The following is a 25,130-nucleotide window of genomic DNA, read 5'->3' as shown; positions in this document are numbered from 1 at the left end:
GCACGATTGATATCAATATTGATTGGCAGTTCAGCCGCCGATGCTAAGATCGTAATCTTATCTGGCTGCACTTCCATAAAACCGCCGCTCACAGCAATAAGCTGCTCACCAGCATCTGTCTTAGCCCTCATAGCATGAGGAATCAATCCAGTAATAAGCGGAGCATGATGCGGTAAAATGCCAAGTTCACCACCCGTACTACGGACAATAAGCATATTAACATCGGTTGTATAAACAACTTTTGTTGGAGAAACAATTTCCAGCTTTATTGTAGCCATGAATTATTCCCCCTTTTTCATTTTGCGATCTGCTTCTATAACCTCATCAATAGTACCAGCCATATAGAAAGCGGCTTCTGGAATATCGTCATGTTTACCTTCTAAAATTTCTTTAAACCCGCGAATCGTTTCTTTCAGTGGAACATATTTCCCTGGTGAACCAGTAAATACTTCCGCTACGAAAAACGGCTGGCTTAAAAATCTTTGAATTTTACGCGCTCTGGCAACAACGAGTTTATCATCATCTGATAATTCTTCCATACCCAAAATCGCAATAATATCCTGCAATTCTTTGTATTTCTGAAGGACTGCCTGTACACCACGAGCTACTTCATAATGATCTTCACCAATAACATGAGGGTCAAGAATACGAGAAGTAGAATCCAGTGGATCCACTGCTGGATAAATACCTAATTCGGCAATTTGACGAGAAAGTACTGTCGTTGCATCCAAATGGGCAAATGTTGCAGCTGGAGCGGGATCTGTCAAATCATCAGCCGGTACATATACGGCCTGTACCGAAGTAATAGACCCTTTTTTCGTTGATGTAATACGTTCTTCAAGCGCACCAACATCGGTTGCCAGTGTAGGCTGATACCCAACTGCAGACGGCATACGACCGAGCAATGCAGATACTTCAGACCCAGCTTGAATAAAACGGAAAATATTATCAATAAACAAAAGTACATCCTGACCTTGTACGTCACGGAAATATTCTGCCATCGTAAGACCTGTTAATGCTACACGCATACGAGCACCTGGTGGTTCATTCATCTGTCCATAAACAAGTGCTGTCTTATCAATAACGCCGGATTCTGTCATTTCTGACCACAAATCATTACCTTCACGCGTACGTTCACCTACACCAGCAAATACGGAGTATCCACCATGCTGTGTTGCAATGTTATGAATCAATTCCATAATCAGAACTGTTTTACCAACACCAGCACCACCGAACAAACCGATTTTACCACCACGGGAATACGGTGCAATAAGATCGACAACCTTAATCCCCGTTTCGAGAATCTGTGTTGAAGTTTCCTGTTCGTCGAATTTTGGTGCAGAACGATGAATTGACCAAAATTCTTTATTGCCAACCGGCGCTGGATTATGATCAACCGTTTTACCAAGTACATTAAATACTCGACCAAGGGTTTCATTCCCAACAGGTACTTTAATTGGAGATTTCGTATCGACTGCTTCCATTCCACGAGTCAAACCATCGGTAGAACTCATTGCGATACAACGAGTGACACAATCACCCAAATGCTGCATAACTTCAACTGTCAAATCAATCTTCACTTCACCTGCGACCCCCTGAATGGTGATCGCATTTAAAATTGCTGGTAGTGAATCCGCTGGAAATTCAATATCTACGACAGGTCCAATGACCTGTACTACTTTACCATTAGCCACTATAAGAAAACCTCCTTACTTCAAGGCTTCCGCACCACCCACGATTTCTGTGATCTCGCGGGTAATGTTTGCCTGACGCACTTTATTATAATGCAAGTCTAATTTGTCAATGAGTTCTTCGGCGTTGTCCGTTGCATTGCTCATCGCAGTCATACGGGAACTTAGCTCACTTGCGGAAGCTTGGAGTAACGCCGCATATATTGTTGTTACCAAGTATTGTGGTAATAAGAATCCTAGCACTTCACCAGCGGATGGTTCATAAATATATTCTCCACTTGATGCATCCTTTTCACCATCTCCAAGATCGTCAAACGGCAATAATTTAATCGTTGTCGGAATGGAGGTGATTGCCGAGATGAATTTTGTATATACCATATAGATTTCATCACATTCACCTGCTGTGAATTTTTTGATGAGATCCGAAGCGATTTCGCGCGCATTATCATACGTAGGGCGTTCGCTGATACCGGTATATTGACTCACGATACTGTAATGGCGGTTGACGAAATGATCTCTCGTTTTTCTGCCGACCGTGACTAAATCCACTTCGGATTTGTTTGAAATATGCGCTGCTGCTTCTTTAAAAACATTACTGGCATAAGCACCAGCAAGACCTTTATCCGAGGCAAGCACGAGATAGAGTTTTTTTCCATCTTGACGCACTTCGAGCAGCGGATGGCTGAATTCGCCGCCTGCATTTGCCGCTACATCGGCAATAACCTGACGCATTTTATCAGCGTATGGCTTATTGGCCACTGCCGATTCCTGTGCCCGGCGCAAGCGAGCTGCAGCTACCATTTTCATGGCTTTTGTGATTTGCTGGATACTTTTTACGCTTTTTATACGACGGCGTATGTCTTGTAAACTAGCCAATTAAAAATCACCTCGCTGCATTATGCTTTCTTATAAGAAAATGTTTCCTTAAATTCACCAATTGCCTTGTTGATCTGTTCTTCAAGGGCATCGTCGAGTTTTTTCTGTTCAATAATTTTTGCACCAATTTCAGCATGCGTGCTATTCATGAATTTGAGGAAGCCCTGATGGAAGCGCACTACCTGATCTACTGGAATATCCGCTAAAAACCCTCTTACTGCGGTATAAATAATCAGTACCTGATCTTGTACTAAAAGTGGTGAATACTGTGCCTGTTTCAACGTTTCTACCATACGTGCACCACGATCGAGCTGATCTTTGGTAGCTTTATCAAGATCCGAACCAAACTGCGAAAAAGCAGCAAGTTCACGATATTGAGCAAGGTCAAGACGCATACGCCCGGAAACTTGTTTCATCGCTTTAATCTGAGCACTACCACCAACACGTGATACCGAAAGACCTACATTGATAGCCGGTCTAATCCCAGAATAAAACATTTCTGTTTCAAGCATGATCTGACCATCTGTAATTGAAATAACATTTGTCGGAATATATCCGGAAAGATCGCCTGCCAAAGTTTCGATAATTGGCAGTGCCGTAATGGAACCTGCACCAAGTTCATCTGATAACTTTGCCGCACGTTCCAAAAGACGAGAATGTAAATAAAATACGTCCCCAGGGTATGCTTCACGACCTGGTGGTCTACGAAGCAATAAGCTCATGGCACGATAAGCTGCCGCATGTTTCGAAAGGTCATCATATACGCATAGACCATGCTGGCCTTTGTACATGAAATATTCCGCAATTGCCACACCGGCATAAGGAGCCAAATACTGAAGTGGTGCACTATCTGCAGCCGTTGCAACAACAACAACTGAATATGCCATAGCGCCCTGATCTTCTAATGTTTTTACCACACGAGCAATTGTCGATGCTTTCTGACCAATTGCTACATAAACGCAGAAGCAATCCTGTCCTTTTTGATTTAAAATTGTGTCAATCGCAATTGCTGTTTTACCAGTACCACGGTCACCAATGATAAGTTCACGTTGTCCACGACCAATTGGCACCAAAGCATCAATTGCTTTAATCCCTGTTTGCAATGGTTCATGTACTGATTTTCTATCAGCGATACCAGGAGCCGGATATTCAATCGGACGATTTTCTGTCGATTCAATAGGCCCTTTGCCGTCAATTGGACGACCCAAAGCATCCACCACACGTCCGATCATTGCTTCACCAACAGGTACCTGCATGATACGGCCAGTTCTTTTAACCGTGTCGCCTTCTTTAATAAGTACATCGCCACCGAGAATAACGGCGCCGACGTTATCTTGTTCAAGGTTTAATACTAAACCATAAATATCGTTACCAAAGTCAAGTAATTCTCCCGCCATAGCTTTTTCTAAACCATGGATGTGAGCAATACCATCACCAATTTCGATAACAGTTCCTACATCATCAACATTCAGATCCACATCATAGTTTTTGATCTGTTCCTTGATAATGGCTGTTATTTCTTCTGGATTCATTTTCATACTACTCTGTCACCCCAATCTACAAGTTAATTTGCCATTAATTGTTTTTGTAATGATTGCATCTGGCGTATTATGCTGCCATCGATAAGTCTATCACCGATTTTTACAACTACACCGCCGATAATGCTCTGATCTATTTTTGTCCGAACCACAACTTTTTTCCCTGTAGATTCTTCCAATTTTTCAATCAGTTTTGCTTGCTGCTTTTCATTTAAAGCAGATGCTACCGTAACTTCTGCATGAATGATATTTTGAGCAGCATTTGACAGAGTTTGATATTCTCTGACAATTTCTTGTAATAAAACTTCACGACGTTTGTCGATGAGCAGCATCAAAAAATTATAAACTGATACAGACAGTTCTTCCTTAAACAGTTTAGCGCAAAGATCTTTTTTTGCATTTGGCTGAATTTGAGGGTTCACTAAAAATGAGGCTAATTCTTTATGTGCATCAATTTCGCTGGCAACTGTTTTTAGATCAGTGCCATATTCATCGATTTTACCATCATCTTGTGCTACTTCAAAAATTGCCTTCGCATATTTATTTGCCAACTGCATGTTTAACATGGCAAACCACCCATTTTGTCTTTGTCTAGTTTATCGATGAATTCACCAATCAAGCGATCATTAGCTTCTGTATCAATATTGCTGCCAATAATTTTTGTTGCTGCAGCCATTGATAAAGCGACAACTTCGCCTTTTAACTGGGCTACGGCCCGCTCACGTTCGTGAACGATTTCTGCCTGAGCGGCTTTGCGCATTTGATCGATCTCACGTTTTGTTTCATTGATATGTGCTTCGCGCTCTTCTTGCGCTCTTTTAATCGCCTTATCTACGATTTCTTGTGCTTGTATTCTAGCGGTTGCAAGCTGATCATGGTATTCCTTCAGAAGTTCCTGTGCTTTAAGCTCATCTGCTTCTGCGGATTCAATGCTTTTCGCAATTTGATCTTCACGCTCTTTTAAAACTTTCATCAAAGGTTTATAAGCAAATTTTGTTAAAATTGCTGCCAAAATTAAAAAGTTAAAAATCTGTGCAACCAAAGTCATATTAATGTCAACCATTCTGCTGCCTCCTTATCTCACGTATAAAGTGGGCGACGGCATTCTTATGCTGTCGCCCTCACATAAAAAGTCTATGACAATTCATTATTTGATTAATGGATTTGCATATAACAGAACGATGGCGATAACGGCTGCGATAATTGGCACAGCTTCAATCAAACCTACTGAAATTAATGTGTTAATGAATAAAACATTTTTTGCTTCTGGCTGACGAGTTAAGCCCTCAATAAATTTAGACGTAACTAAACCATTACCAATACTTGCCCCTACTGCTGCTAAACCAATAGCTAACCCTGCTCCGATTAAAGCAGCTACTACCATAATTGAATGTTCCATAGAATAAAATCCCCCTTAAAATAATTAAAAATATTGTTTTTTAAACGCATCTTAGTGGTTGTCTTGTTTTACTGCACTGGCTAAATAAGCCATAGACAACATTGTAAAAATAAACGCCTGAACCCCGCCTACAAAGAGGCTGAATGCGAGCCAAATCACACTTGGAATCGGCATCCAAATTGGTACTAACATCAGCAGGATAATAATGAGTATTTCTCCTGCCAGTATATTACCAAATAGACGAAATGCCAGTGTAATAGGTTTTGCCAGTTCTTCAATAAGATTGATGATGACAAACGGTGCAAACGGCTGAAAAAAGTGTTTGATATAGCTGAAGCCTTTAAAATAAAGCCCCAACACATGTACCATACAAACAATCATCAGTGCAAGACCAAGTGTTGTATTCAAGTCACTCGTTGGCGATGAAAGCGTCGGTATCATACCAAGCCAGTTTGACGTCAGAATGAACATGAACAAAGAGATTAGCAGCGGTGCTACTAGTTTGCCTCTTTCCCCCATCGTAGCATTGATCTGACTCTGCAGCCCTGTAATAATGATTTCCAGGACATTTTGCCATCCTTTTGGAATGACATGCAGGCTGCGTGTTGCCAATATGGCAATAAGAATCACAATTGCCATCGCAAGCCAGGTCATGTACAATGTATCCATGTTGAAACTAAATCCGGCAATCTGTGCTACGTGACGAACACCGATTTCATGCATACATATCACTCTCCCTATTTTTTTCTATTGACATCGCTATTGTAGGCATAAACAATAGCATTGATCATCATGATCATAGACATTAAAAAGAAGCCAATTACAACAAGCCAAAAGGTTTCTGTTGAAATACGAACGGCCGCAATAAAAGTACCCAGAATCATTACCAACCGAATCAGCCAGCCGATCTGCATACTTTTTTTTGCCGCATCCATATTTGATGCATCACTTTTCAAAATTCTATAACTAATCACTATCCAGCAAGATATTCCTAAGATACATCCAGTAATAAGCGGCACAACAAGATATAATTTCTGCAGCATCCCTAACGGAATACTTAAAATCGCTACGCTCAAAATTGTTTGAACTAGAATTTTCCTGCCTAATGTCAATAACTTTTCCATATTCCACCACCAACAGTGTTCTAAACCGCTAGCGGCACAGAATATCTGCCTAATCTATTCATCATGAAGTTAAAAATTCATTTTGTCTCATAACTGTTATTAATAAAACTTTTATTCGTAACGTATTCGACAAACCGCAAAACTTTTCCTGTGAAAAAGTTTTTATTTTATTAATTTATAACCTTCAAGATAAGCAAAGCTTTATTTTGATGAATAGCTTTCGCCCCCACCAGTCATAACTAAAAAGTATAACAAGATAAATGTATATAATATTTATTTATCGCATTTCATCTTATTATAACACATTCTCATGATTTTCCAAGTAATTTTTTACCTGTTACCCATAAAGCCATTATAAAGCCTAAAAAGATACCAGCAAGCGTTCCTTTCGGGGCGATATTAAAGTATTCATCTGCCAATTTCCCCATATAAATAAACAGACCTACCGTGATAGCAAAATTGATTCCAATGCCGCTTACAAAGGTCAAAGCTTGTAATGTTGTGTGTTTCGAGCTGGGATTTTCATTTTTTTTCTCCTTTTTGTCCATTATTTCCGAGCCTCCACCATTTACATTACTTATTATAGTATAACAGCCGACTATCAAGAAAAATGACAGCCGGCTCTATGCTTATTTTTTCTCTGCTTTAAATATATCTGGTTTGTGACTGACAAATCCATATTTCCAAAGAATCGCTTCAATGATACGTTTGGCTGCTTTACCATCACCGTAAGGATTGCAAGCTCCTGACATTCGAGCATATTCGATCGGATTGAGTAAAAGAGCTCTTGTTTCATCATATATTCGTTTTTTATCAGTACCAATCAATTTTACGGTCCCGGCAGCTACTGCTTCAGGCCGTTCTGTAGTATCACGCAAAACCAAAACAGGTTTGCCAAGTGCTGGTGCCTCTTCCTGCACACCGCCAGAATCGGTGAGGATAAGATAAGATCGATACATCAAATTGGCAAAAGGTTCATAGTCCAAAGGATCTATCAAATGTACATTTGGCATATCGCCCAATTCCGTTTGAACAACTTCGCGTACTTTTGGATTTTTATGTACAGGAAAAACAATTTCTACATCGGCAAATTCTTCAACAATTTGTCGAAGGGCCTTATAAACGTGACGCATCGGTTCTCCCAAATTTTCACGGCGATGTGTCGTGACTAAAATAATTTTTTTATTTTTGTAGTCGATATTTTGCAGCATTTCATTGTCAAATTGGTATTCTTCGCAAACCGTCTTGTGTAAGGCATCAATAACGGTATTACCCGTAACAAAAACATTTTCACCTGTAATATTTTCTTTGGCTAAGTTCGCCGCCGCTGTATCGGTCGGTGCGAAATGAAGATCCGTCAAAGCTCCTGTGAGTTTCCGATTCATTTCCTCAGGAAATGGTGAATATTTATTATGGGTTCGAAGACCCGCTTCCACATGTCCAACTGTTGTCTGATGATAAAATGCTGCCAAAGCTCCAGCAAAAGTTGTTGTTGTATCACCATGGACCAAAACAATATCCGGTTTTTCTTCACTTAATACTTTATCAAGCCCCATCATAGCTTTTGTTGTAATATCAAATAAAGTTTGTCCCGCTGCCATAATATCAAGGTCGTGATCCGGTTTGATTTGGAATAATCCTAAAACTTGATCCAGCATATCTCTATGTTGTGCCGTAACCGTAACGATTGGCGTGATCAAATCAGGATATTTGGTCAATTCCAAAACGATCGGGGCCATTTTAATTGCTTCTGGTCGTGTCCCAAATACCGTCATCACCTTAATTTTTTTCTTCATAAAATAATTTGCTCCTTCCACACAAGCTTCAAGCCAAATGTCATACATAATTTTTTGTACTTATAAAATAGGCAGGTTTTCGCCTGCCTATCATCAATGCATTCTTATTGATTTTTTCGAATCAAAAATACCCAGTTTTTTCGCCCCAAAAAGCACCGCAAAAATCACTGCAATAATAATTAAAATTGCAATACCGCTGCTCACTTCGGTCAAGGCAATTGCACTAAGCCCTAAAACTCCACTAATGACATACATCAAAAGTACTGCCTGCCTTTGTGTAAATCCTAAATCCAATAGTCTATGATGCAAATGTCCACGATCCGGTTTAAAAATCGGCACACCGCCGCGATAACGACGAACAATCGCAAAAGCCGTGTCCAATATTGGCAGGCCCAGTGCAAAAATCGGCACAATCAAGGCAATGGTCGCAGCACTTTTCACAGCACCAATAATCGAAATACCAGCCAGCATATACCCTAAAAACATACTGCCCGTATCACCCATAAAAATTTTAGCTGGATTGAAATTATACTGTAAAAACCCAAAAGCCCCACCGGCTAAAGCTGCAGTAAGCACTGCGATCAGCAAATAGTCCTGCTGCAATGCCACCAGTAAAATAGTAATGGCTGCAATTGTTGATACGCCTGCAGCCAGCCCGTCAAGACCATCTATAAGGTTTACCGTATTTGTCAGACCGACAACCCAAAAAATCGTTATTGGAATAGCTAAATATTCAAAATAAATCATATCACCGAATGGATCGCTGATAAAATCAATACGCACATCAAATGAAACCAATACAACTGCGGCCAAAATCTGCCCCAGCAGCTTAACTTTCGCTGGCAAATTTTTCAAATCATCAATAATCCCGACAATGGCAATAATCGTCCCGCCTAAAAGCAGTCCAATTACTTCCTGTGTAAGCTCAACTGTACATAATACAGCTACCATAAACGCAATATAAATACCAATTCCGCCTAGCCGTGGAATTGGCGATTTATGCACTTTTCGTGCATCCGGAGCATCCATAGCTCCCATTTTAACAGCCAAAGAAATAATGCCCGGCGTCAAAATATACGCAACAACCACCGCAATCAAAAACGCCAAAATATAATCCGGCATAAATTTCGCACCCCTTTTCTATGCAACAGAATAATTGTACATCACCAATTCACCACTGTCAACGATATTATCCTGCCAGAACTTGAATAAAAACCCGCTATTCATCATAAACCAGACACTCATTTCCAGCAAACTTCGAAGCTTATTTTAAACGAAATAACCGCGTACTTTTAATTTAGCAATATGTACCTGAATAAGGTTTTCAATATCCACATCATATTTTTCTGCTAAAATATACATCATCGTAAAGCAACATTGGGCAACATCCAGCAATTCTCCAGCACTGCCAACCAAAACTTCTTTATTGTCGATAACATTTTTTTCGCCTGATGCACCTGCCCTTTTCCCCAAATATTGCGTGAGTTCACCCACTTCTTCCTGTATTTTACAAACCGTTCGCAAAAGTGTCACTTCTGGCAGTAAAAGTTTGGGCAGTGACATGTATTTGTAGTTATCTTCCGTATAAAGTTTATAGACCTGATCTTGTCTAAACGCATACTTTTTTACTTTTAATTTATTTAAATGCCGCTCAATCAAATCATCAATTACAATCGCATAGTTTTCTTCCATGACAAACAGCATTGTAACACAAGTCTGCGCAACATCGAGCAGCTCACCATTGACCTCCGCTAAAGATTCACGGGCCGCAGCAAGTTCAGAAATTTCATCTGGGCGCAATCTTTCATAAGGCAAAAAAGTCAACGTAGCCCTTGCCAGTTCACCAGATTCCTCGACTATTTTTAATAGAGTTGAATATAAAGTTGGCGATAATTTATTAAGTTTTGGCAATCCAATTATATTGAACATACTGTTGCTCCATTTCTCCTATAAACTATATAAGTTATGAATCTTATTATACTTGATTTCGCAAGGAACTTATATGTATTTTTAGCTGCGCCATTATAAAAAAGTACACTTTAACTTGCGATTTTTATAAGATATATATGGCATTAAACATTTTATATGGCACTCGTCAGGAATGGGGTATAGGGCTCTGTGGCGTTACGTTAGGAAGCAAACGATGCCCTCTTCCTGGCAGACTGATAGATTGGATGTAATTTCTTGAATGCGTTCTATATAGCATACCTTTAAAAGAGTACGAACGAAAATAAAACGCTGCTGAGCCCTTAGCGTCAGCAGCGTTTTTATTTTGCTTAATTTTTTATATCCTTCGGTGCCACTTCAATGATAGAACCATCCGTATCAAGATAGATGGCTTTTTCAACCATTGCGTTGCACAGCATGCGGCGACACAGCAGGCAAGGCTGACCGGAGGCAAGTGTTCCATCTGAATTATAGCCAACAATATAGATTGTTGCGCCCTTCATCTTAACCGGATCCGCATTGATGATTGCATTTTGCTCGGCATGAACCGCAACACAAAGTTCATAACGTTCACCTTTCGGTACATTGCAGCGTTCGCGTTCACAAATACCAGTATCAATACAATTACTCTCACCACGTGGTGCACCATTATATCCGGTACTGATAATAATATGATCTTTCACAATAATCGCTCCATACTGCCTCCGTAGGCAAGTAGACCGCCGGCCTACCGCTTTGGCAATATCAAGAAAATAATCTGTCCATTCTGGACGTGGTGATATATCCATAAACTTAACTCCTTAATAAGAAACAATATCGTAACATAAACTACGCAAAAGGAAGCTAAGCTTCTTTTTTACAAAGTACCAAAGATACGATCGCCAGCATCACCAAGACCTGGCACAATATAACCATGTTCATTGAGACATTCATCTACACTTGCTGTGTAAATAGGTACATCCGGATGTTCTTCATTGACCACTCTAACACCTTCAGGTGCTACAACAAGGCACATAAGAATAATCGATTTCGCACCTTTTTCTTTTAAGAGTGAAAGCGCTGCCGCTGACGATCCGCCCGTTGCGAGCATTGGATCGACAACAATAAGTGTACGTTCACTTACATCGCTTGGCAGCTTGCAGTAATATTCAACTGGTTTCAAGGTTTCCGGATCACGATACATGCCAACATGACCAACACGAGCCGCCGGAATCATATTAACAACTCCATTCAGCATACCAAGTCCCGCCCGTAAAATTGGCACAACACCCACTTTTTTACCGGTTAAAACTTTCGATTTGCAAGTTGTTACTGGTGTTTTTATTTCAATTTCTTTCAATGGAAAATCGCGTGTAATTTCATAAGCCATCAGCATAGAAATTTCTTCTAATAATTCACGAAAATCTTTTGTACCAGTTGTTTCTTTCCGCATAAGCGTAAGCTTGTGCTGAATTAAGGGATGATTGATTACATTGATTTTTAAATCTGACATTAATTTCTTCCACCTCTTATTAATATATAGGATATTTTACGCAAAGTTCATGAACCATATTCTTTGCTGTTTCATGCACCGCAGTATTTTCCGGATCATTTAAAACAAGTGCCATGATTTTTGCGACTTGCTTCATGTCTGCTTCTTTGAAGCCCCGTGTCGTAAGTGCTGGAGAACCAAGTCGAATACCACTGGTTACAAAGGGACTTAGTGGTTCAAATGGAATTGTATTTTTATTAGCAGTAATTCCCACATCGTCCAATAATTTTTCTGCAACTTTACCAGTTAAATTTTTGTTGCGAAGATCCACAAGCATCAGATGATTATCGGTTCCTCCCGACACAATTCTAAAACCATTTGCTGTAAGTTCATCAGCCAGCACAGCCGCATTTTTGACAACTTGCTGTTGATATATTTTAAATTCAGCAGTCAAAGCCTCTTTAAATGCTACGGCTTTAGCGGCAATAACATGCATCAGTGGTCCACCCTGTATTCCAGGAAATATCGCCTTATTAAACTGTTTGCCAAATTCAGCATTTTTACATAAAATAAGTCCTCCACGTGGTCCACGCAGTGTTTTGTGGGTTGTGGATGTAACGACATCTGCATAAGGCAGCGGATTTGGATGAAGTCCGGCTGCAACTAAACCAGCAATATGTGCCATATCAACCATAAATAATGCATCAACCGACTTAGCGATTTCACTAAGCCTTGCAAAATCAATTGTTCTGGCATAAGCACTAGCTCCTGCAACAATCAATTTTGGCTTGCATTCTTGAGCAATTTTTTGCAGCTCATCATAGTCAATACGTTCGGTTGCTTTATCAACACCGTAAGGAACAATGTTGAAATATTTACCGGACATATTGACTGGGCTGCCATGGGTTAAGTGACCACCATCTGTTAAATTCATGCCCATTACGGTATCACCAGGCGTCAGCAAGGCAAAAAACACTGCCATATTCGCCTGTGCTCCGGAATGCGGCTGTACATTTGCATATTCCGCACAAAACAATTGTTTAGCCCGATCAATTGCCAGTTGTTCAACAACATCGACAAATTCGCAGCCACCATAATAACGTTTGCCAGGATATCCTTCAGCATATTTATTCGTGAGTACGGAGCCCTGCGCTTCCATAACTGCTTGACTTACAATATTTTCCGAGGCAATCAATTCCAGTTTATTGCGCTGTCTATTTAGTTCATGATCAATCTGCACCGCAATTTCCGGATCTACAGCAGCTAAGTTGTCTAATAAACTCATCTAAACAAATCCCCCTATAATCAAAAAATATATCAAGCTTGATAGCAGTAAGTCTGCAATCAGCTAGCTTGTAATGTAAGGTACCAATTTCTATTCTTTTTCCAAAGCAGAGATTTTATCAACGCGGCGAGCATGGCGTCCACCAGCAAACTCTGTGGTAACCCAAACTTTCACGATTTCCCCCGCAGGGCCAAAGCCAGTTACCCGGCCGCCCATTGCCAGCACATTTGCATTATTATGTTCGCGAGACATTTTAGCTGAATACACATCTGTACACAAAGCAGCTCGAATACCCTTTATTTTATTCGCAGCAATTGAAATGCCAATACCAGTTCCACAAAGCAAAATACCACGGTCAGCCTCACCAGCCACAACGGTTTGGCACACTTTTTCAGCAATATCAGGATAATCCACGGCAGTATCGCCAAAAGTACCCAAATCTTTCACTTCAATATCAGGAAAATCTGCTAACACTGTTTTAATTTCTTCTTTTAACTCCACTGCACCATGATCACTACCAATTGTAATTTTCATCACTATACCTCCATAGCTAAACAGCTTTTTATTTTGTAACGATTACTCTATTTTTATACCAAAGCTCGAATCATTGGCCAAGCTTTATCAATATTTTTTTTAAGCAGCAATAAACAATTGTGATAACTGCTCAAATCACCGCCATATGGATCTGTGATTTCTTCTTCTGTTGCTTCCACATATTCTGTCAAAGTAAAAACTTTGCGACCGGCCGTTGGCAGTGCACGCAAAATTGCATCACGGTGCTGACGCGTCATGGTAAATACCAAATCAGCTGCCTCAATCATATTCATAGACAAAGCCGTCGCTTTATGAGAACCAAGTGATAAACCAAGACTCGCTACAGCTGCGCAAGCATTATCAGCTGCCGGAGAACCAGGTACAGCTGCCAGCCCGGCTGAACTAACATAAATCTCATTTGTTAAGCATTCAGCTTTGACTTTATCTTGCAGCACAACGGCAGCCATTGGACTACGACAGGTATTTCCCGTGCAAACGAATAAAACTTTTCTCATCATTTTACCTCCAGGGAATCAAATCTTATCCTCTATTTTACCATAAGACACGAAAATTAAAAATTGAAAGTTGAAAAATAAAAAGCACTGCCCTTTTCTGATTAATACTATACAACTTCCTTGACACTACAGTTATGCGGTTATCGTATTAAAACCACTTGCTTTATTTAGACGATTCATAATCGCAAGCCCCAGTCCAATTTCCGATGTAGCTTCAGCAAAAAGTACATCCACCTTTTTATCATCAAAACTGCGCAAACCTTCATAAAGGCTGGCAGCAATAGCAGATAAATCTGTCTGTGACCCATATATAAACGTTTCACAATCTGTCGGCAGTTTTTTTGCCAATTCTGCACTAACAATCAAGCCAATCTGTTTCTTTTGTAAAGCTGCATCCTTGATTTCAGCTAAAAATCGATCAACCAGTTTTGTACAATTCCCTTTAATGACAACCAAAGGTGCTTTTGGTGCATAATGTCTATATTTCATGCCTGGTGCTTTCGGTACCACATCAGCACCAACTAGCGCAGGGTCCAGAGCAACCTCACCCAAAACTTCTGTTAACATTTCCATGGTAATTGCTCCAGGACGCAGGACAGTTGGCAATAAACCTGTACAATCAACAATGGTTGATTCTACACCAAAGGTAGAAGCCCCTCCATCAATCAGCATATCAATTTTCCCATTCAAATCAGCCAATACTGCTGCAGCTGTAGTCGGACTCGGGCGTCCGGATGTATTGGCACTGGGGGCCGCAATTGGTACCCCAGCAAGGCGAATTAACGCTCGCGCGATATCGTCATCTGGCATTCGTATACCTACGGTGTCGAGACCGCCAGTAATCGCTGATGGCACAACTGCTTTATGTTTTAGAATCATAGTAATCGGCCCCGGACAAAAAGCAGTTATGATTTTTTTTGCAGTTTCAGGAATTTCAACAACTAAATCTGCCAGCATGGCAAAATCACAGACATGTAAAATTAATGGATTATCAGAAGGACGTCCCTTCGCCGCATAAATACCCGCCGCCGCTTTCGCATCAAGACCATTCGCCCCAAGTCCGTAAACGGTCTCAGTCGGAAATGCAACTAAGCCGCCAGATCGAATAATTTTTGCAGCTTGAATTATATTTGCATCCACGGCTTCAAGTTTGTTTATTTTCACAATATTTGTTTTCATGACTATTACCTCTCACCACTCACCTCTTTGACCTTCTAAAAAGGGAGGACAAAAATAGTTTAGCTCTATTTATTTTTTATACAAAATAACGACACGCTCAATTCCCGCGTAATCTTTAAGAATTTCTGCCTTGCCTAATTCTGGGATGGACTCAGCTAAAGCGGCTACCGTTCCTGCTTGGTTTATCCCGACTTCAAAGGCCATAAAGCCACCGTCCTTCAATCGCTCGCTGCCACCGACTATTAACCGGCGATAAAAGTCCAACCCATCCATACCGCCGGCTAAAGCCCCATATGGTTCAAAATCTCTAACTTCCGGTTCTAGTTCGGCAATATCTTCATTTGGAATATAAGGCGGATTTGAAATAATTGCATCAAACTTTTCCGCCGTTAATGGTGCATATACATCCCCCAAATAAAAATCGACACGATCCTTCACTAAAAGTGTTTCGGCATTTTCTGCCGCAACAGTAAGAGCATCTTGCGATATGTCAACCGCCGCAGCACAAGCCAGGGGCAAATAATGCAGCAGGGACAGTACGATAGCGCCACTGCCAGTTCCAATATCAACAAATTTTATTTGTGCTTTATCCTTAAAGCGCTCAATAACGGCTTCTACAAGAATTTCGGTATCAGGACGTGGAATCAGTACCATAGGCGAAACAGCAAATGTAAGTCCCATAAACTCGCGCGCGCCAACAATATAGGCCACCGGTATTCTCTGTACACGTTTTTTTACCATATCCCGAAATGACGCTAGCTCCGCAGCCTCTAAGGGCTCATCAAAATGAATATATAAATAAATACGCTCTTTCTTTAGGACATGGGAAAGCAGTACTTCCGCATCAAGGCGCGGGGAATCCACGCCTTTATCCCGAAAGTACTGCTCCGTCCATTTTATAATACTGCCGATTGTCCAAACTTCATTTTTCATCGCCATATCAATTGACCCGCTTCATTTTTTCAGTCTGATCAGCGGTAATCAAAGCATTGATGAGCTCATCTATTTCACCATTTAAGACAAAATCTAGTTTATGCAGCGTAAGCCCTACCCGATGATCCGTCACACGGCCTTGAGGAAAATTATACGTACGAATCCGACCGCTGCGATCGCCCGATCCCACCTGAGATTTTCGATCGGCTGAAATTTCATCATGCTGTGCTTGTGATGCTTTTTCCTGAACTCGAGCACGAAGTACGCGCATCGCTTTTTCTTTGTTTTTAAGTTGTGATTTTTCATCTTGGCACTGCACAACGACGCCCGTTGGCAAATGCGTAATACGAACTGCCGTTTCAGTCCGATTGACATACTGACCACCAGCACCACTCGCGCAATAGGTATCAATACGAAGTTCATTCGCTTTAATATCCACTTCGACTTCCTCGACTTCTGGCAATACGGCTACTGTAACCGCAGATGTATGAATCCGTCCACTCGATTCGGTTGCTGGCACACGCTGAACTCGATGCGTCCCACTTTCATATTTCAGTTTGCTGTATGCTCCATAACCCAAAATAGAAAATGATATTTCTTTAAATCCCCCAAGTTCCGTCGCATTGGAATTGAGGATTTCTATTTTCCAGCCCTGCACTTCAGCATAACGTGAATACATTCGAAAGAGATCTCCGGCAAAAAGTGCAGCTTCATCACCGCCCACACCTCCGCGAATTTCGACGATAACACTTTTATCATCGTTCGGGTCTTTTGGTAAAAGAAGAAGTGGCAGCTCCGCTTCCAGTTTTTCTTTGATCAGTCTATATTCCACAATTTCAGCTTCAACCATCTTGCGAAAATCATCATCTAACTGTTCAGCGAACATCGCTTTATCATCATCAATTCCCTGGCAAACTTTTTTGTATTCGCGGAACTTCTCCACAATCACCATAAGAGCGGCATGCTCCCGATTATATTTCTGCCATTTAGTCATATCTGAAATGACATCCGGATCACTAATCAATGACTCCAGCTCTAAATATTTATCTTCAACTGCCTGTAATTTTTGCAGCATGTGTACTTCACCCCTAAAACTAAAAACTTAAATACCAATCAACTTTCTGTTGGCAGTGGAGCGACTATTGAAACCGTTTCTGGAAGCGGATCTTCAACAAGTACTGCTTCCAATGCTTGAATAGCGACTTCAACCATATCATCATCTGGTTGGCTTGTCGTAATTTTTTGCAGCCAAAGCCCCGGCAAGATTGCAATATGCACCAATGGATTTTGGCTTTTACCCGAAAAACGGATAATTTCATAAGAAATACCGGCCACTACTGGAAGCAGTATCACCCTTGATAAAATACGCAGCCATAAATCAGGCCAGCCTAAAAAAGCAAACATAATAATACTAACTACCATGACGATAAGCAAAAATGCCGTACCACAGCGTGGATGAAGCGTACTATATTTTTGCACATTTTCGACCGTAAGTTCTACACCGGCTTCATAGGCATGGATTGTCTTATGCTCCGCACCATGATATTTAAACACACGTTGAATATCTTTCATCCGTGAAATACCATAGATATAAACCAAAAAAATTCCTAACCGAAGCCCACCTTCCAATAAATTTAAAAGAATCGGATTCGTAAAAGAGGCATCAATATACTTGGCTGCCGCTGTAGGTATAATGACAAATAGCAAAATTGCCAACCCCAAAGAAAACAGAATTGTCATAACCAATTCTTTATCAGAAAGCTGTTCATCTTCATCACCAGCTTTTTGCGCTGAATACGATAGTGATTTCAAACCCAATACCAGCGATTCACCTAATGCAACTACTCCGCGAAGCATTGGTTTTTTTAAAATTGAATAGCGATCACTAAGCGATGATACAGGATCTACTTTAACACTGATTTGACCAGATGGCTCGCGCACCGCTGTGGATACCATTTTAGGTCCGCGCATCATAACGCCCTCTATAACGGCTTGCCCGCCTACAGTTAATTTATTACTACTCATTTGTAATTCCTCCCATTACACAGAATTACTCCCAACATAAAATACATTCAGATATAAATGAAGCAGAGCATTTCTGCTCTGCTGCCCATTTACATAAATTATTTGCTTCCGTAACGCTTGTTGAATTTTTCAATTCTACCACCAGCAGCAACATCACGTTGACGACCAGTAAAGAAAGGATGACAGTTTGAACATACATCAACACGTAATTCGTCTTTTACAGAACCTGTTGTAAAAGTACTGCCACAACCACAAATAACTTTTGCTTGTTTGAATTCAGGATGAATTCCTTTTTTCATATCTTATTGCACCTCACTTTTCCCCAAATTGGGAATAATTACAAGCTCTCTCTGCGAAAACTTGGTTAGACATAGCTCCCCATTTTGAGGTAAAGCTAGTCGCTTTATAACCTGTTTGAATAATAAACACACTTCCGTTTATTACCCAATAATTATACCATAATGCAATAATAGGTGCAATACACACAAAAAATAATTTGTTTATACTGTATTTACTATTTTCTGAAATCATGCTTATTTTTAAGGTCAACCGACTATAATTTCCTATATTTATGTTATAATATGAATAAGTTTTTAAAAATACTTAAAAATCTTCTTTTGGGAGTGTGCTGCTTTATGTTTGCCGAAAAATTCTCTTATTTTTTTATTGCATTTGCCGTCTTCATTCTTCTCAAAGCTTTGGTTTTTTATCGCTCAGTCCCAATGGTTAATATCTTATTTTATATTTCAATGGCAATATCACTGCTTTGCAGTAATGTCCCAAGAGTAGTTGATATCCCGCTGCATTATGCTTATCCAATAAAAATGGTGGAATATTTCACTTTTTTTGTTTCACTTATCTGTTTTATCGTATTATGTTTTAGACACGTCCTTTAGCTGCTATTCTTTTATTCACAAAAAGAAGGCGGAACGGTTCTTTCTATAGGAACCGTTCCGCCTTCTCTTTTTTCAAGACTGAATAACTCGGGCTTTCTTTTCCAGTAAAGCAACAATATCTTTAATCATATGTTTATCAAGTTTACGCTGAGGACTATAGCGCAAAATATAGTCATTCACATATTTACTGCCCTTTAAGACAACTATCTCGCTTGATGCAATTTCGAGCTGCACCGCGGTATTGGTAAATACTAAAAGCGGCACAACCGAAATGCAAAAACCAGCATTTCGGAGCATACCTTCAATATTATGACGATGCCACTTCGTCTGTTTAATCGGGTTCATCATATTTTTCGTATACAGCTTACCTTTTTGCCCAAATTTATATTGTTTCCACTCGATATCGTCTTCTGTACCGACAATTTTCCCTAAATGATTTTTGCCCTCTACTACAAAAACGCCATTTTCACCAACAACAATAAAATCGGCTTCATCACGAATTCGTTTTTCTTGAATAACAAAATTTGAAAACACATGGTACTGATTGGGTAATTTCCTTACATAAGTCAAAATTTCATTTTCCCCGCGAGCCCCCGCTTGGAGTATTCTATACCGACGACAATAGTAAAAAATCCCCATTAACCAAATCACTGGCAATAAATGAAAGAATGGATTGATGGAAAGTTCTTCCCCCAGCCGAAAAATCATAACTACATAAGTTCCGATCAAACCTGCGCAAACAAATGCACTAAACAAATACTGCCTTGATTGTCTATTTAATGTTTTTTTCCCTTTGTGAACATTAGCCACACTTACACCTCAATTATAAAATAACACAAACAACTCAACGATCTTTTAATAAGTCTGCATTAAGTATCGGGCCATATTTTGCCCGCCACCAGGAAATGCTCCTAATCGCATCAATATAATCCTGTAAAGCCGCTGTGTCGAGTTCTGGTGAATCCCCCCGAATTGATTCCGGCTGAAATTCTGCAAGATCTGCTTTACCAATATAGTCATGCGTCATCCAAAAGCCATAATTTACTGCTTCTTTATTGCCGCGCGTTAAACTAGTCCCCACAGAATGATACGAAAAACCGTGTGGGGCTATCATCTCAATCAAAGTCGGAATGATATCAATTTGGCTGCCTGCAGCATCTTTAGGTAAGATTCCTTTCGTGACCCCCTGCCCTGTAACAATAAATGGAATACCATACCGTTCATACATGGACGGTGTTTTCTCAATATTATAACGATCCGCATGATCGCCAACAATAATAAAAAGACTATCTGGATATTTTTGTTTTGTCTTTTGAATGAAATCTGCCATCATTTTGTCTGCATACCAAAAATGACCTAATTGATTGACCAGCGCCATATCCGCTTGCGCTTCTGGCGGTAAGGCGGCAATCACCTTTTCTTTATCAAACCCTTCTTTGACAACATCCACTGTGAAGGGGGAATGATTTGATACATTCAATATTACGTTGAAGCTTGGTTGATCCGAATCGATACCATCTAACACAGCCTCATAAAGGTATTTATCATCACACCCCCACACACTACCTTCTGCTGCCTTGGCAAAATCACCACGACTATAAAAATGCTGATATCCCTGTGCCAGTGTAAAAGCCTGTATACGTTCCCAAGTCGTTGGCCCCGCATACCAAAAATTTGTATCATAGCCTAATTTTTGAAGCTGTGGTGCACTGGCTGTAGAATAAGGCTCAGCAAAAGCTTCCGGCATCGTGGTAAGATAAAGATTTGCATCGGCAAATCCAGTAACCACACCAGTGACTGCGGAAACTGTACTTGCACCATTTGGCAAAAAAGTCCCTATATAATCACTGTCATTTTTGGCAATAATTTGCTTCATACCATCCGCAATATGAAGGTCTTTATATTTTTCCAGCAGCGGCCAATTCGCATAACTTTCAGAGATAATCACAAAAATGTGCTTAGGTTTTTCAACCAACGGCCCCTGCGCTTCTTTTCGTAAATATTCATCTAAATCATTGGATTGCAGCTGTGTTTTATTCGTGAGCTTTGCTGTGAAAAAACGTATTTGATCCACGTCAAAATTCAGACCATTGCAGGCTTCCAAACGGTTATTCATCGTATAGGCACGATAAATTGCCTGCATATCATCTAAGATCACTTCATTTAAAAAAGGATCTTTGGTCACACCAGCGTTTTCCCAGTCCACCTCTGTAGCCCAGCTAAAGCTGCCGCCAAACATCACAAAAACAATACCCCAGTATAAAAATAGGACAACGACTGCACGACTTACCCACTTAAAACAAGGAAACGAAAAAGACGGCATTTTAAAAACAGCTCTATTAAGCCAATCTGAAAATAGTTTATAAAGAAAAAATGCCAAAACAAAAGCACCAGCCAAACGCAGCGGCAGATAAAATTCCTGTACCAGCGAAAGGCTCAATGCGTACACATCATCGTTGAATGTATTAAAAATCAATTGATTAAATCCCGAATGAAATTGTCTATAATACGGGAAACGCGCACAAAACAGAACGGATAAAATTACAATATAAAAACTACCCACCACTTTACGAACTGTCATTTCGTAAGACGGTGCCAGTACAGTAGCCACGCCGCTGATCAGCAGGGAAATCACGGTAAGAACCCCCGCACTTTTAAGACTAATTTTCGTCCCCACCAGCATAACTGTCAGCACATCATGCATCGTCGCGGTTTTACTCATGTATTCAGACATCCAGCCCAAAAAAATCAGGCGAAATAAACAAAGTAATATGAGAAAAAACAAAAATACCTTGATTTCTTGTTGAACAAATCGACAAAAATTTCGCCAATCAAAAATGCGAGATAAACTCTCTTTCATAAATAAAAAACCTCCTAAAATCCTTGCAAAAAAACAACAACTTAGAAGGTTTCGCTTTGTTATTCAAAAAATCCTCTATTTTTTATATAGAGTGTCTAGTCTTGCAAATATGGCATGATAATTTCGACACCATAACCTGCAGCAATTTCATGTAATTCATCTGTCAATACTGAATCCGTTATAATGCCCGTCAAAGCATCCAACGTTACATAATTATAATTTCCATCATTGCTCATTTTTTTCATGGCTGCAACAAGATAAGCTTTTTTGCTTACTTGAATAATCGCTGCTTTATTGATTCCATCTTCAATATCATACGTAGAAACACTATTTTCTCTTATATCGACGCCTACAGCCCCAACAAAAGCAATATCCGGTTTAAGCCGCGAAATAAAATCTAGTGTCATTCCGCCCCAGAAACCATCTCGACTCTTATTTATGGTACCACCAGCAAATAATACTTTTATTTTAGGATTTTGCGCCAAAATTACTAAAATCTCAATCATATTCGTCACAACTGTAACGTCTTTAGGCTGTTTCGCCAAAAGTGCCGCAATCTCCAGGTTACTGGTAGAAATATCCAAAAAAACCATATCTTTTTCGTGAATCAAATTAACCGCTGCCTGTGCTATTTTTCGTTTGGCGTCTACATCCGTATTGCGGCGTTTGCTGACTTCCATATTGTGCAGATTTTGTCTAAGAACAACGGCGCCGCCATAGGTACGTTTCAAATTACCTTGTTTTTCAAGTGACCCCAAATCTTTCCGTATGCAATCTTCCGTCACATCAAACAATTCGCTGAGTTCTTTTACTTTAACTTTTCCATCATGTTCTAACATTGCTAAAATAGCTTCTTGTCTTTCTTCTAAAAACATATTTCCACCTCAATCTATATTTTTCCTTAAATTCCACGAAAACTTCATTCTACCATTTCTATCAGCTCTAGACAATTAAATTCTTTATACCGGCTTGATATGCCATAGCATAAAAACCATTCATTTCAGACGCACTGTACAGCGGATGATTGTCCTCAAAACAATAGGAAGCTTCCACATGCTCATATTTAGCTTTTGCTAAAGGATTATAATTCAATAATTCATATTTTACATCAGGGAAAATATCCGTAATATATCGACAAATCTGACGAATATTTTCTGAAAACGCTGTATACTCTGGAATCAGTGGAGTGCGAATTACGACTTTATTTCGATGTGGTGACTGTAACACATACTTAATATTATCCTGAATCAATTGTGGATTCACCGACGTTATTTTTTGATGCCGCGCCGCATCAAACACTTTTAAATCGGCAAACAATGTGTCTATATATGGCAAAACCTGCAGCAGATAGTCTTGATCAACAAATAAAGATGTTTCTACTGCCGTGTGAATGTGATTTTTCTGCAAATTTTTCAGCAACTCAAGTGTAAATTGTTTTTGAAAAAACGGTTCACCTCCAGACAATGTAACACCGCCGCCATGAACAAAAAAAGCCTGATCCGACATGACAATTTCCAAAACTTCTTCAATGCTATATTCACGACTATCCATTTTCAATGCGCCGGTAGGACAAATTTCTTCATATCGTTCACCATTTTTAACTTTGGCTTGCGACAAAATCAATTTATTACCGCTGATTTCTATCGCTTTATCCGCTATCTGCAAACAGGAAGCACAAAAAATACATTTATTAGGAAAATACACTAATTTTTTTTCTGGTGAAATACCTTCTGGATTTTGGCACCACACACAGTGCAGCGGGCAGCCTTTCAAAAACACGGTAGTTCGAATACCATCACCATCATGTGTAGAAAACCGCTGTATATCAAAAACAAGCCCTTTTATCATTTTCATCCAAGCCCTCCACCGCATTATTTTATTGTTGTAAATTGTTTATTATCATTTTGTATAATTTTAACCTTATTTGGCCGAAAATACAAGGCTCCTATGAATGCAGCGAAACAAAAACGGCTTTAATAAAAGATTTTTCTTTTATTAAAGCCAATCTGGCAGAAAACTAATATTGATATTTGAGTGGCACATCTTTTATATACTTGCTGTCAAGACCAACGGCACGTTTATAATCCAGCTTCGCTTGCTCCGTTTGTCCTATTTTTTCATATAAATCGGCCCGATTCATATAACAACCAGCATTATCCGGTGATAACTCAATCGCACGATTAAAATCAATAAGGGCCTCTTCATAGTTTCCAATTTCAGCATATAGATTCCCACGATTATTATAGGCATTTGTGTACTTTGGATCTATTTGCAGTGCTTGGCCATACCATTTCAATGCTTTTTGATATTTTTTCATGAATGCATAGGTTATTCCCATATTGTTATAGGCATCTACATAATGCGGCTCTACCTTGACTGCCTTTCTATAAAATTTAAGGGCCTGCTCATTTTCACCAAGTTTTGCGTAAATATTCCCTTCATTATAATATGCATGAATATATTTTTCATCTAACTGAATTGCTTTTTCATAATCTTTTAAGGCTTCCTGATATTTTTCCATAAGTTCATAAATATTGCCACGATTATTATAAGCATCCGTAAACAAAGGATTTAGCTCAATCGCCTTGCTATAATCCGCAACCGCTTTCTCATATTGAACCAAATTTCCATAAACAATTCCACGGTTATAATAGGCCTTGGCATGCTTAGGATTGCCAGCAATAACTTGTGTATAATCTTTTAATGCCTTTTCATATTCACCAAATTCATTATATATATTACCCCGATTATTATAGGCATCAAGATAAGAATGGTCAAGAGCAATCGCCGTATTATAATCACGCATTGCTTCATTATACTTTCCCAGACGGTAATAAACGTTCCCACGATTTTTATACAATACAACCTGTCCCGGATCCAATGCAATTGCTTTACTATAAGAACGTACACTTTCCCAATAATCACCCTGTGCCTGCGAAATTTCGGCCTGTTTTATATCTTGCTGCGCTTCATTTGTGCCTATCGTTTGAGCAAAAACCATCGGATTCAAAATCAAAATACAAACCATAATAAAAAAGATAAACATTTTTTTATTTACCAT

29 protein-coding genes are annotated in these 25,130 nt (G+C 39.7%); all 29 read right to left on the bottom strand.

The features are described from left to right. Nucleotides 1-278: ATP synthase F1 subunit epsilon (gene atpC, locus F606_RS0112850; RefSeq protein ID WP_019554299.1), on the bottom strand; the 278-nt coding region annotated here is incomplete at its 3' end. A gap of 3 nt (nt 279-281) precedes the next feature. Continuing rightward, nucleotides 282-1,694, bottom strand: a complete 1,413-nt coding sequence (gene atpD, locus F606_RS0112845) for a F0F1 ATP synthase subunit beta (protein ID WP_019551799.1) — start codon at nt 1,692-1,694, stop codon at nt 282-284. Between the two features lie 15 nt (nt 1,695-1,709). Then, a complete protein-coding gene (atpG, locus tag F606_RS0112840; RefSeq protein WP_019551798.1) occupies nt 1,710-2,567 on the bottom strand; it encodes an ATP synthase F1 subunit gamma in 858 nt (285 codons plus the stop codon). A gap of 20 nt (nt 2,568-2,587) precedes the next feature. Beyond that, nucleotides 2,588-4,105, bottom strand: coding sequence for a F0F1 ATP synthase subunit alpha (atpA, locus tag F606_RS0112835; RefSeq protein ID WP_019551797.1), 1,518 nt, complete (start codon nt 4,103-4,105; stop codon nt 2,588-2,590). A gap of 26 nt (nt 4,106-4,131) precedes the next feature. Continuing rightward, nucleotides 4,132-4,671, bottom strand: coding sequence for a F0F1 ATP synthase subunit delta (locus F606_RS0112830; RefSeq protein ID WP_019551796.1), 540 nt, complete (start codon nt 4,669-4,671; stop codon nt 4,132-4,134). Continuing rightward, entirely contained in the window at nt 4,665-5,168 is a 504-nt protein-coding gene (atpF, locus tag F606_RS0112825) for a F0F1 ATP synthase subunit B (protein ID WP_019551795.1), read from the bottom strand. Before atpF ends, F606_RS0112830 begins: the two co-directional genes overlap by 7 nt. Nucleotides 5,169-5,252: 84 nt before the next feature. Then, nucleotides 5,253-5,504 (bottom strand): F0F1 ATP synthase subunit C, encoded by a 252-nt coding sequence (atpE, locus tag F606_RS0112820; protein ID WP_019554298.1) that lies wholly within the window; start codon nt 5,502-5,504, stop codon nt 5,253-5,255. A gap of 51 nt (nt 5,505-5,555) precedes the next feature. Beyond that, nucleotides 5,556-6,227: a F0F1 ATP synthase subunit A gene (gene atpB, locus F606_RS0112815; RefSeq protein ID WP_019554297.1), complete on the bottom strand. Its 672-nt coding sequence runs from the start codon at nt 6,225-6,227 to the stop codon at nt 5,556-5,558. 14 nt (nt 6,228-6,241) lie between these two features. Then, a complete protein-coding gene (locus F606_RS0112810; RefSeq protein WP_019554296.1) occupies nt 6,242-6,628 on the bottom strand; it encodes a hypothetical protein in 387 nt (128 codons plus the stop codon). 308 nt (nt 6,629-6,936) lie between these two features. Further along, nucleotides 6,937-7,176, bottom strand: a complete 240-nt coding sequence (locus F606_RS0112805) for an AtpZ/AtpI family protein (RefSeq protein WP_019554295.1) — start codon at nt 7,174-7,176, stop codon at nt 6,937-6,939. Between the two features lie 81 nt (nt 7,177-7,257). Continuing rightward, the gene (gene wecB / locus F606_RS0112800) at nt 7,258-8,424 is read right to left on the bottom strand and encodes a non-hydrolyzing UDP-N-acetylglucosamine 2-epimerase (RefSeq protein ID WP_019554294.1); all 1,167 of its coding nucleotides are present in this window, start codon (nt 8,422-8,424) and stop codon (nt 7,258-7,260) included. 93 nt (nt 8,425-8,517) lie between these two features. After that, on the bottom strand, nt 8,518-9,546 hold the full coding sequence (locus tag F606_RS0112795) for a glycosyltransferase family 4 protein (RefSeq protein WP_019554293.1): 1,029 nt from the start codon (nt 9,544-9,546) through the stop codon (nt 8,518-8,520). Nucleotides 9,547-9,693: 147 nt separating this feature from the next. Further along, nucleotides 9,694-10,353 (bottom strand): nucleoside triphosphate pyrophosphohydrolase family protein, encoded by a 660-nt coding sequence (locus tag F606_RS23495; RefSeq protein ID WP_019554292.1) that lies wholly within the window; start codon nt 10,351-10,353, stop codon nt 9,694-9,696. 347 nt (nt 10,354-10,700) lie between these two features. Next, nucleotides 10,701-11,159, bottom strand: coding sequence for a deoxycytidylate deaminase (locus tag F606_RS0112785; RefSeq protein WP_019554291.1), 459 nt, complete (start codon nt 11,157-11,159; stop codon nt 10,701-10,703). Between the two features lie 68 nt (nt 11,160-11,227). Continuing rightward, nucleotides 11,228-11,863 (bottom strand): uracil phosphoribosyltransferase, encoded by a 636-nt coding sequence (gene upp / locus F606_RS0112780; RefSeq protein ID WP_019554290.1) that lies wholly within the window; start codon nt 11,861-11,863, stop codon nt 11,228-11,230. A 19-nt stretch (nt 11,864-11,882) separates the two neighbouring features. Further along, nucleotides 11,883-13,127 (bottom strand): serine hydroxymethyltransferase, encoded by a 1,245-nt coding sequence (gene glyA, locus F606_RS0112775; RefSeq protein ID WP_019554289.1) that lies wholly within the window; start codon nt 13,125-13,127, stop codon nt 11,883-11,885. A 90-nt stretch (nt 13,128-13,217) separates the two neighbouring features. Beyond that, a complete protein-coding gene (rpiB, locus tag F606_RS0112770; protein ID WP_019554288.1) occupies nt 13,218-13,661 on the bottom strand; it encodes a ribose 5-phosphate isomerase B in 444 nt (147 codons plus the stop codon). A gap of 53 nt (nt 13,662-13,714) precedes the next feature. Further along, entirely contained in the window at nt 13,715-14,179 is a 465-nt protein-coding gene (locus F606_RS0112765; protein WP_083924034.1) for a low molecular weight protein arginine phosphatase, read from the bottom strand. A 129-nt stretch (nt 14,180-14,308) separates the two neighbouring features. Next, nucleotides 14,309-15,355: an L-threonylcarbamoyladenylate synthase gene (locus F606_RS0112760; RefSeq protein WP_019554286.1), complete on the bottom strand. Its 1,047-nt coding sequence runs from the start codon at nt 15,353-15,355 to the stop codon at nt 14,309-14,311. A 69-nt stretch (nt 15,356-15,424) separates the two neighbouring features. After that, nucleotides 15,425-16,294 (bottom strand): peptide chain release factor N(5)-glutamine methyltransferase, encoded by an 870-nt coding sequence (prmC, locus tag F606_RS0112755; protein ID WP_019554285.1) that lies wholly within the window; start codon nt 16,292-16,294, stop codon nt 15,425-15,427. 1 nt (nt 16,295) lies between these two features. Further along, complete coding sequence (gene prfA / locus F606_RS0112750) at nt 16,296-17,363, bottom strand: peptide chain release factor 1 (protein WP_019554284.1); 1,068 nt, start codon at nt 17,361-17,363, stop codon at nt 16,296-16,298. A 38-nt stretch (nt 17,364-17,401) separates the two neighbouring features. Continuing rightward, entirely contained in the window at nt 17,402-18,313 is a 912-nt protein-coding gene (locus F606_RS21125; protein WP_019554283.1) for a DUF1385 domain-containing protein, read from the bottom strand. Between the two features lie 98 nt (nt 18,314-18,411). Then, nucleotides 18,412-18,612 carry a 50S ribosomal protein L31 gene (rpmE, locus tag F606_RS0112740; protein WP_019554282.1) on the bottom strand — a complete coding sequence of 67 codons (201 nt, stop codon included), beginning with the start codon at nt 18,610-18,612 and terminating at the stop codon, nt 18,412-18,414. A 13-nt stretch (nt 18,613-18,625) separates the two neighbouring features. Next, the gene (locus F606_RS23490) at nt 18,626-18,844 is read right to left on the bottom strand and encodes a hypothetical protein (protein WP_091828312.1); all 219 of its coding nucleotides are present in this window, start codon (nt 18,842-18,844) and stop codon (nt 18,626-18,628) included. A gap of 437 nt (nt 18,845-19,281) precedes the next feature. Beyond that, on the bottom strand, nt 19,282-20,019 hold the full coding sequence (locus tag F606_RS22365; RefSeq protein ID WP_019554279.1) for a nuclease-related domain-containing protein: 738 nt from the start codon (nt 20,017-20,019) through the stop codon (nt 19,282-19,284). Between the two features lie 34 nt (nt 20,020-20,053). After that, nucleotides 20,054-22,069: an LTA synthase family protein gene (locus tag F606_RS0112720; protein WP_019554278.1), complete on the bottom strand. Its 2,016-nt coding sequence runs from the start codon at nt 22,067-22,069 to the stop codon at nt 20,054-20,056. Between the two features lie 95 nt (nt 22,070-22,164). Beyond that, a complete protein-coding gene (locus tag F606_RS0112715; protein ID WP_019554277.1) occupies nt 22,165-22,944 on the bottom strand; it encodes a DeoR/GlpR family DNA-binding transcription regulator in 780 nt (259 codons plus the stop codon). A gap of 67 nt (nt 22,945-23,011) precedes the next feature. Further along, nucleotides 23,012-23,923, bottom strand: a complete 912-nt coding sequence (locus F606_RS0112710; RefSeq protein WP_019554276.1) for a glycyl-radical enzyme activating protein — start codon at nt 23,921-23,923, stop codon at nt 23,012-23,014. A 163-nt stretch (nt 23,924-24,086) separates the two neighbouring features. Next, on the bottom strand, nt 24,087-25,130 hold the full coding sequence (locus F606_RS21115; protein WP_019554275.1) for a tetratricopeptide repeat protein: 1,044 nt from the start codon (nt 25,128-25,130) through the stop codon (nt 24,087-24,089).

It is taken from the genome of Propionispira raffinosivorans DSM 20765 (assembly GCF_000381065.1).
In the GTDB taxonomy this organism is placed as follows: domain Bacteria; phylum Bacillota; class Negativicutes; order Selenomonadales; family Selenomonadaceae; genus Propionispira; species Propionispira raffinosivorans.
The sequence above is the reverse complement of the archived record's forward strand: the minus strand, read 5'-3'. Positions and strand labels throughout refer to the sequence as shown.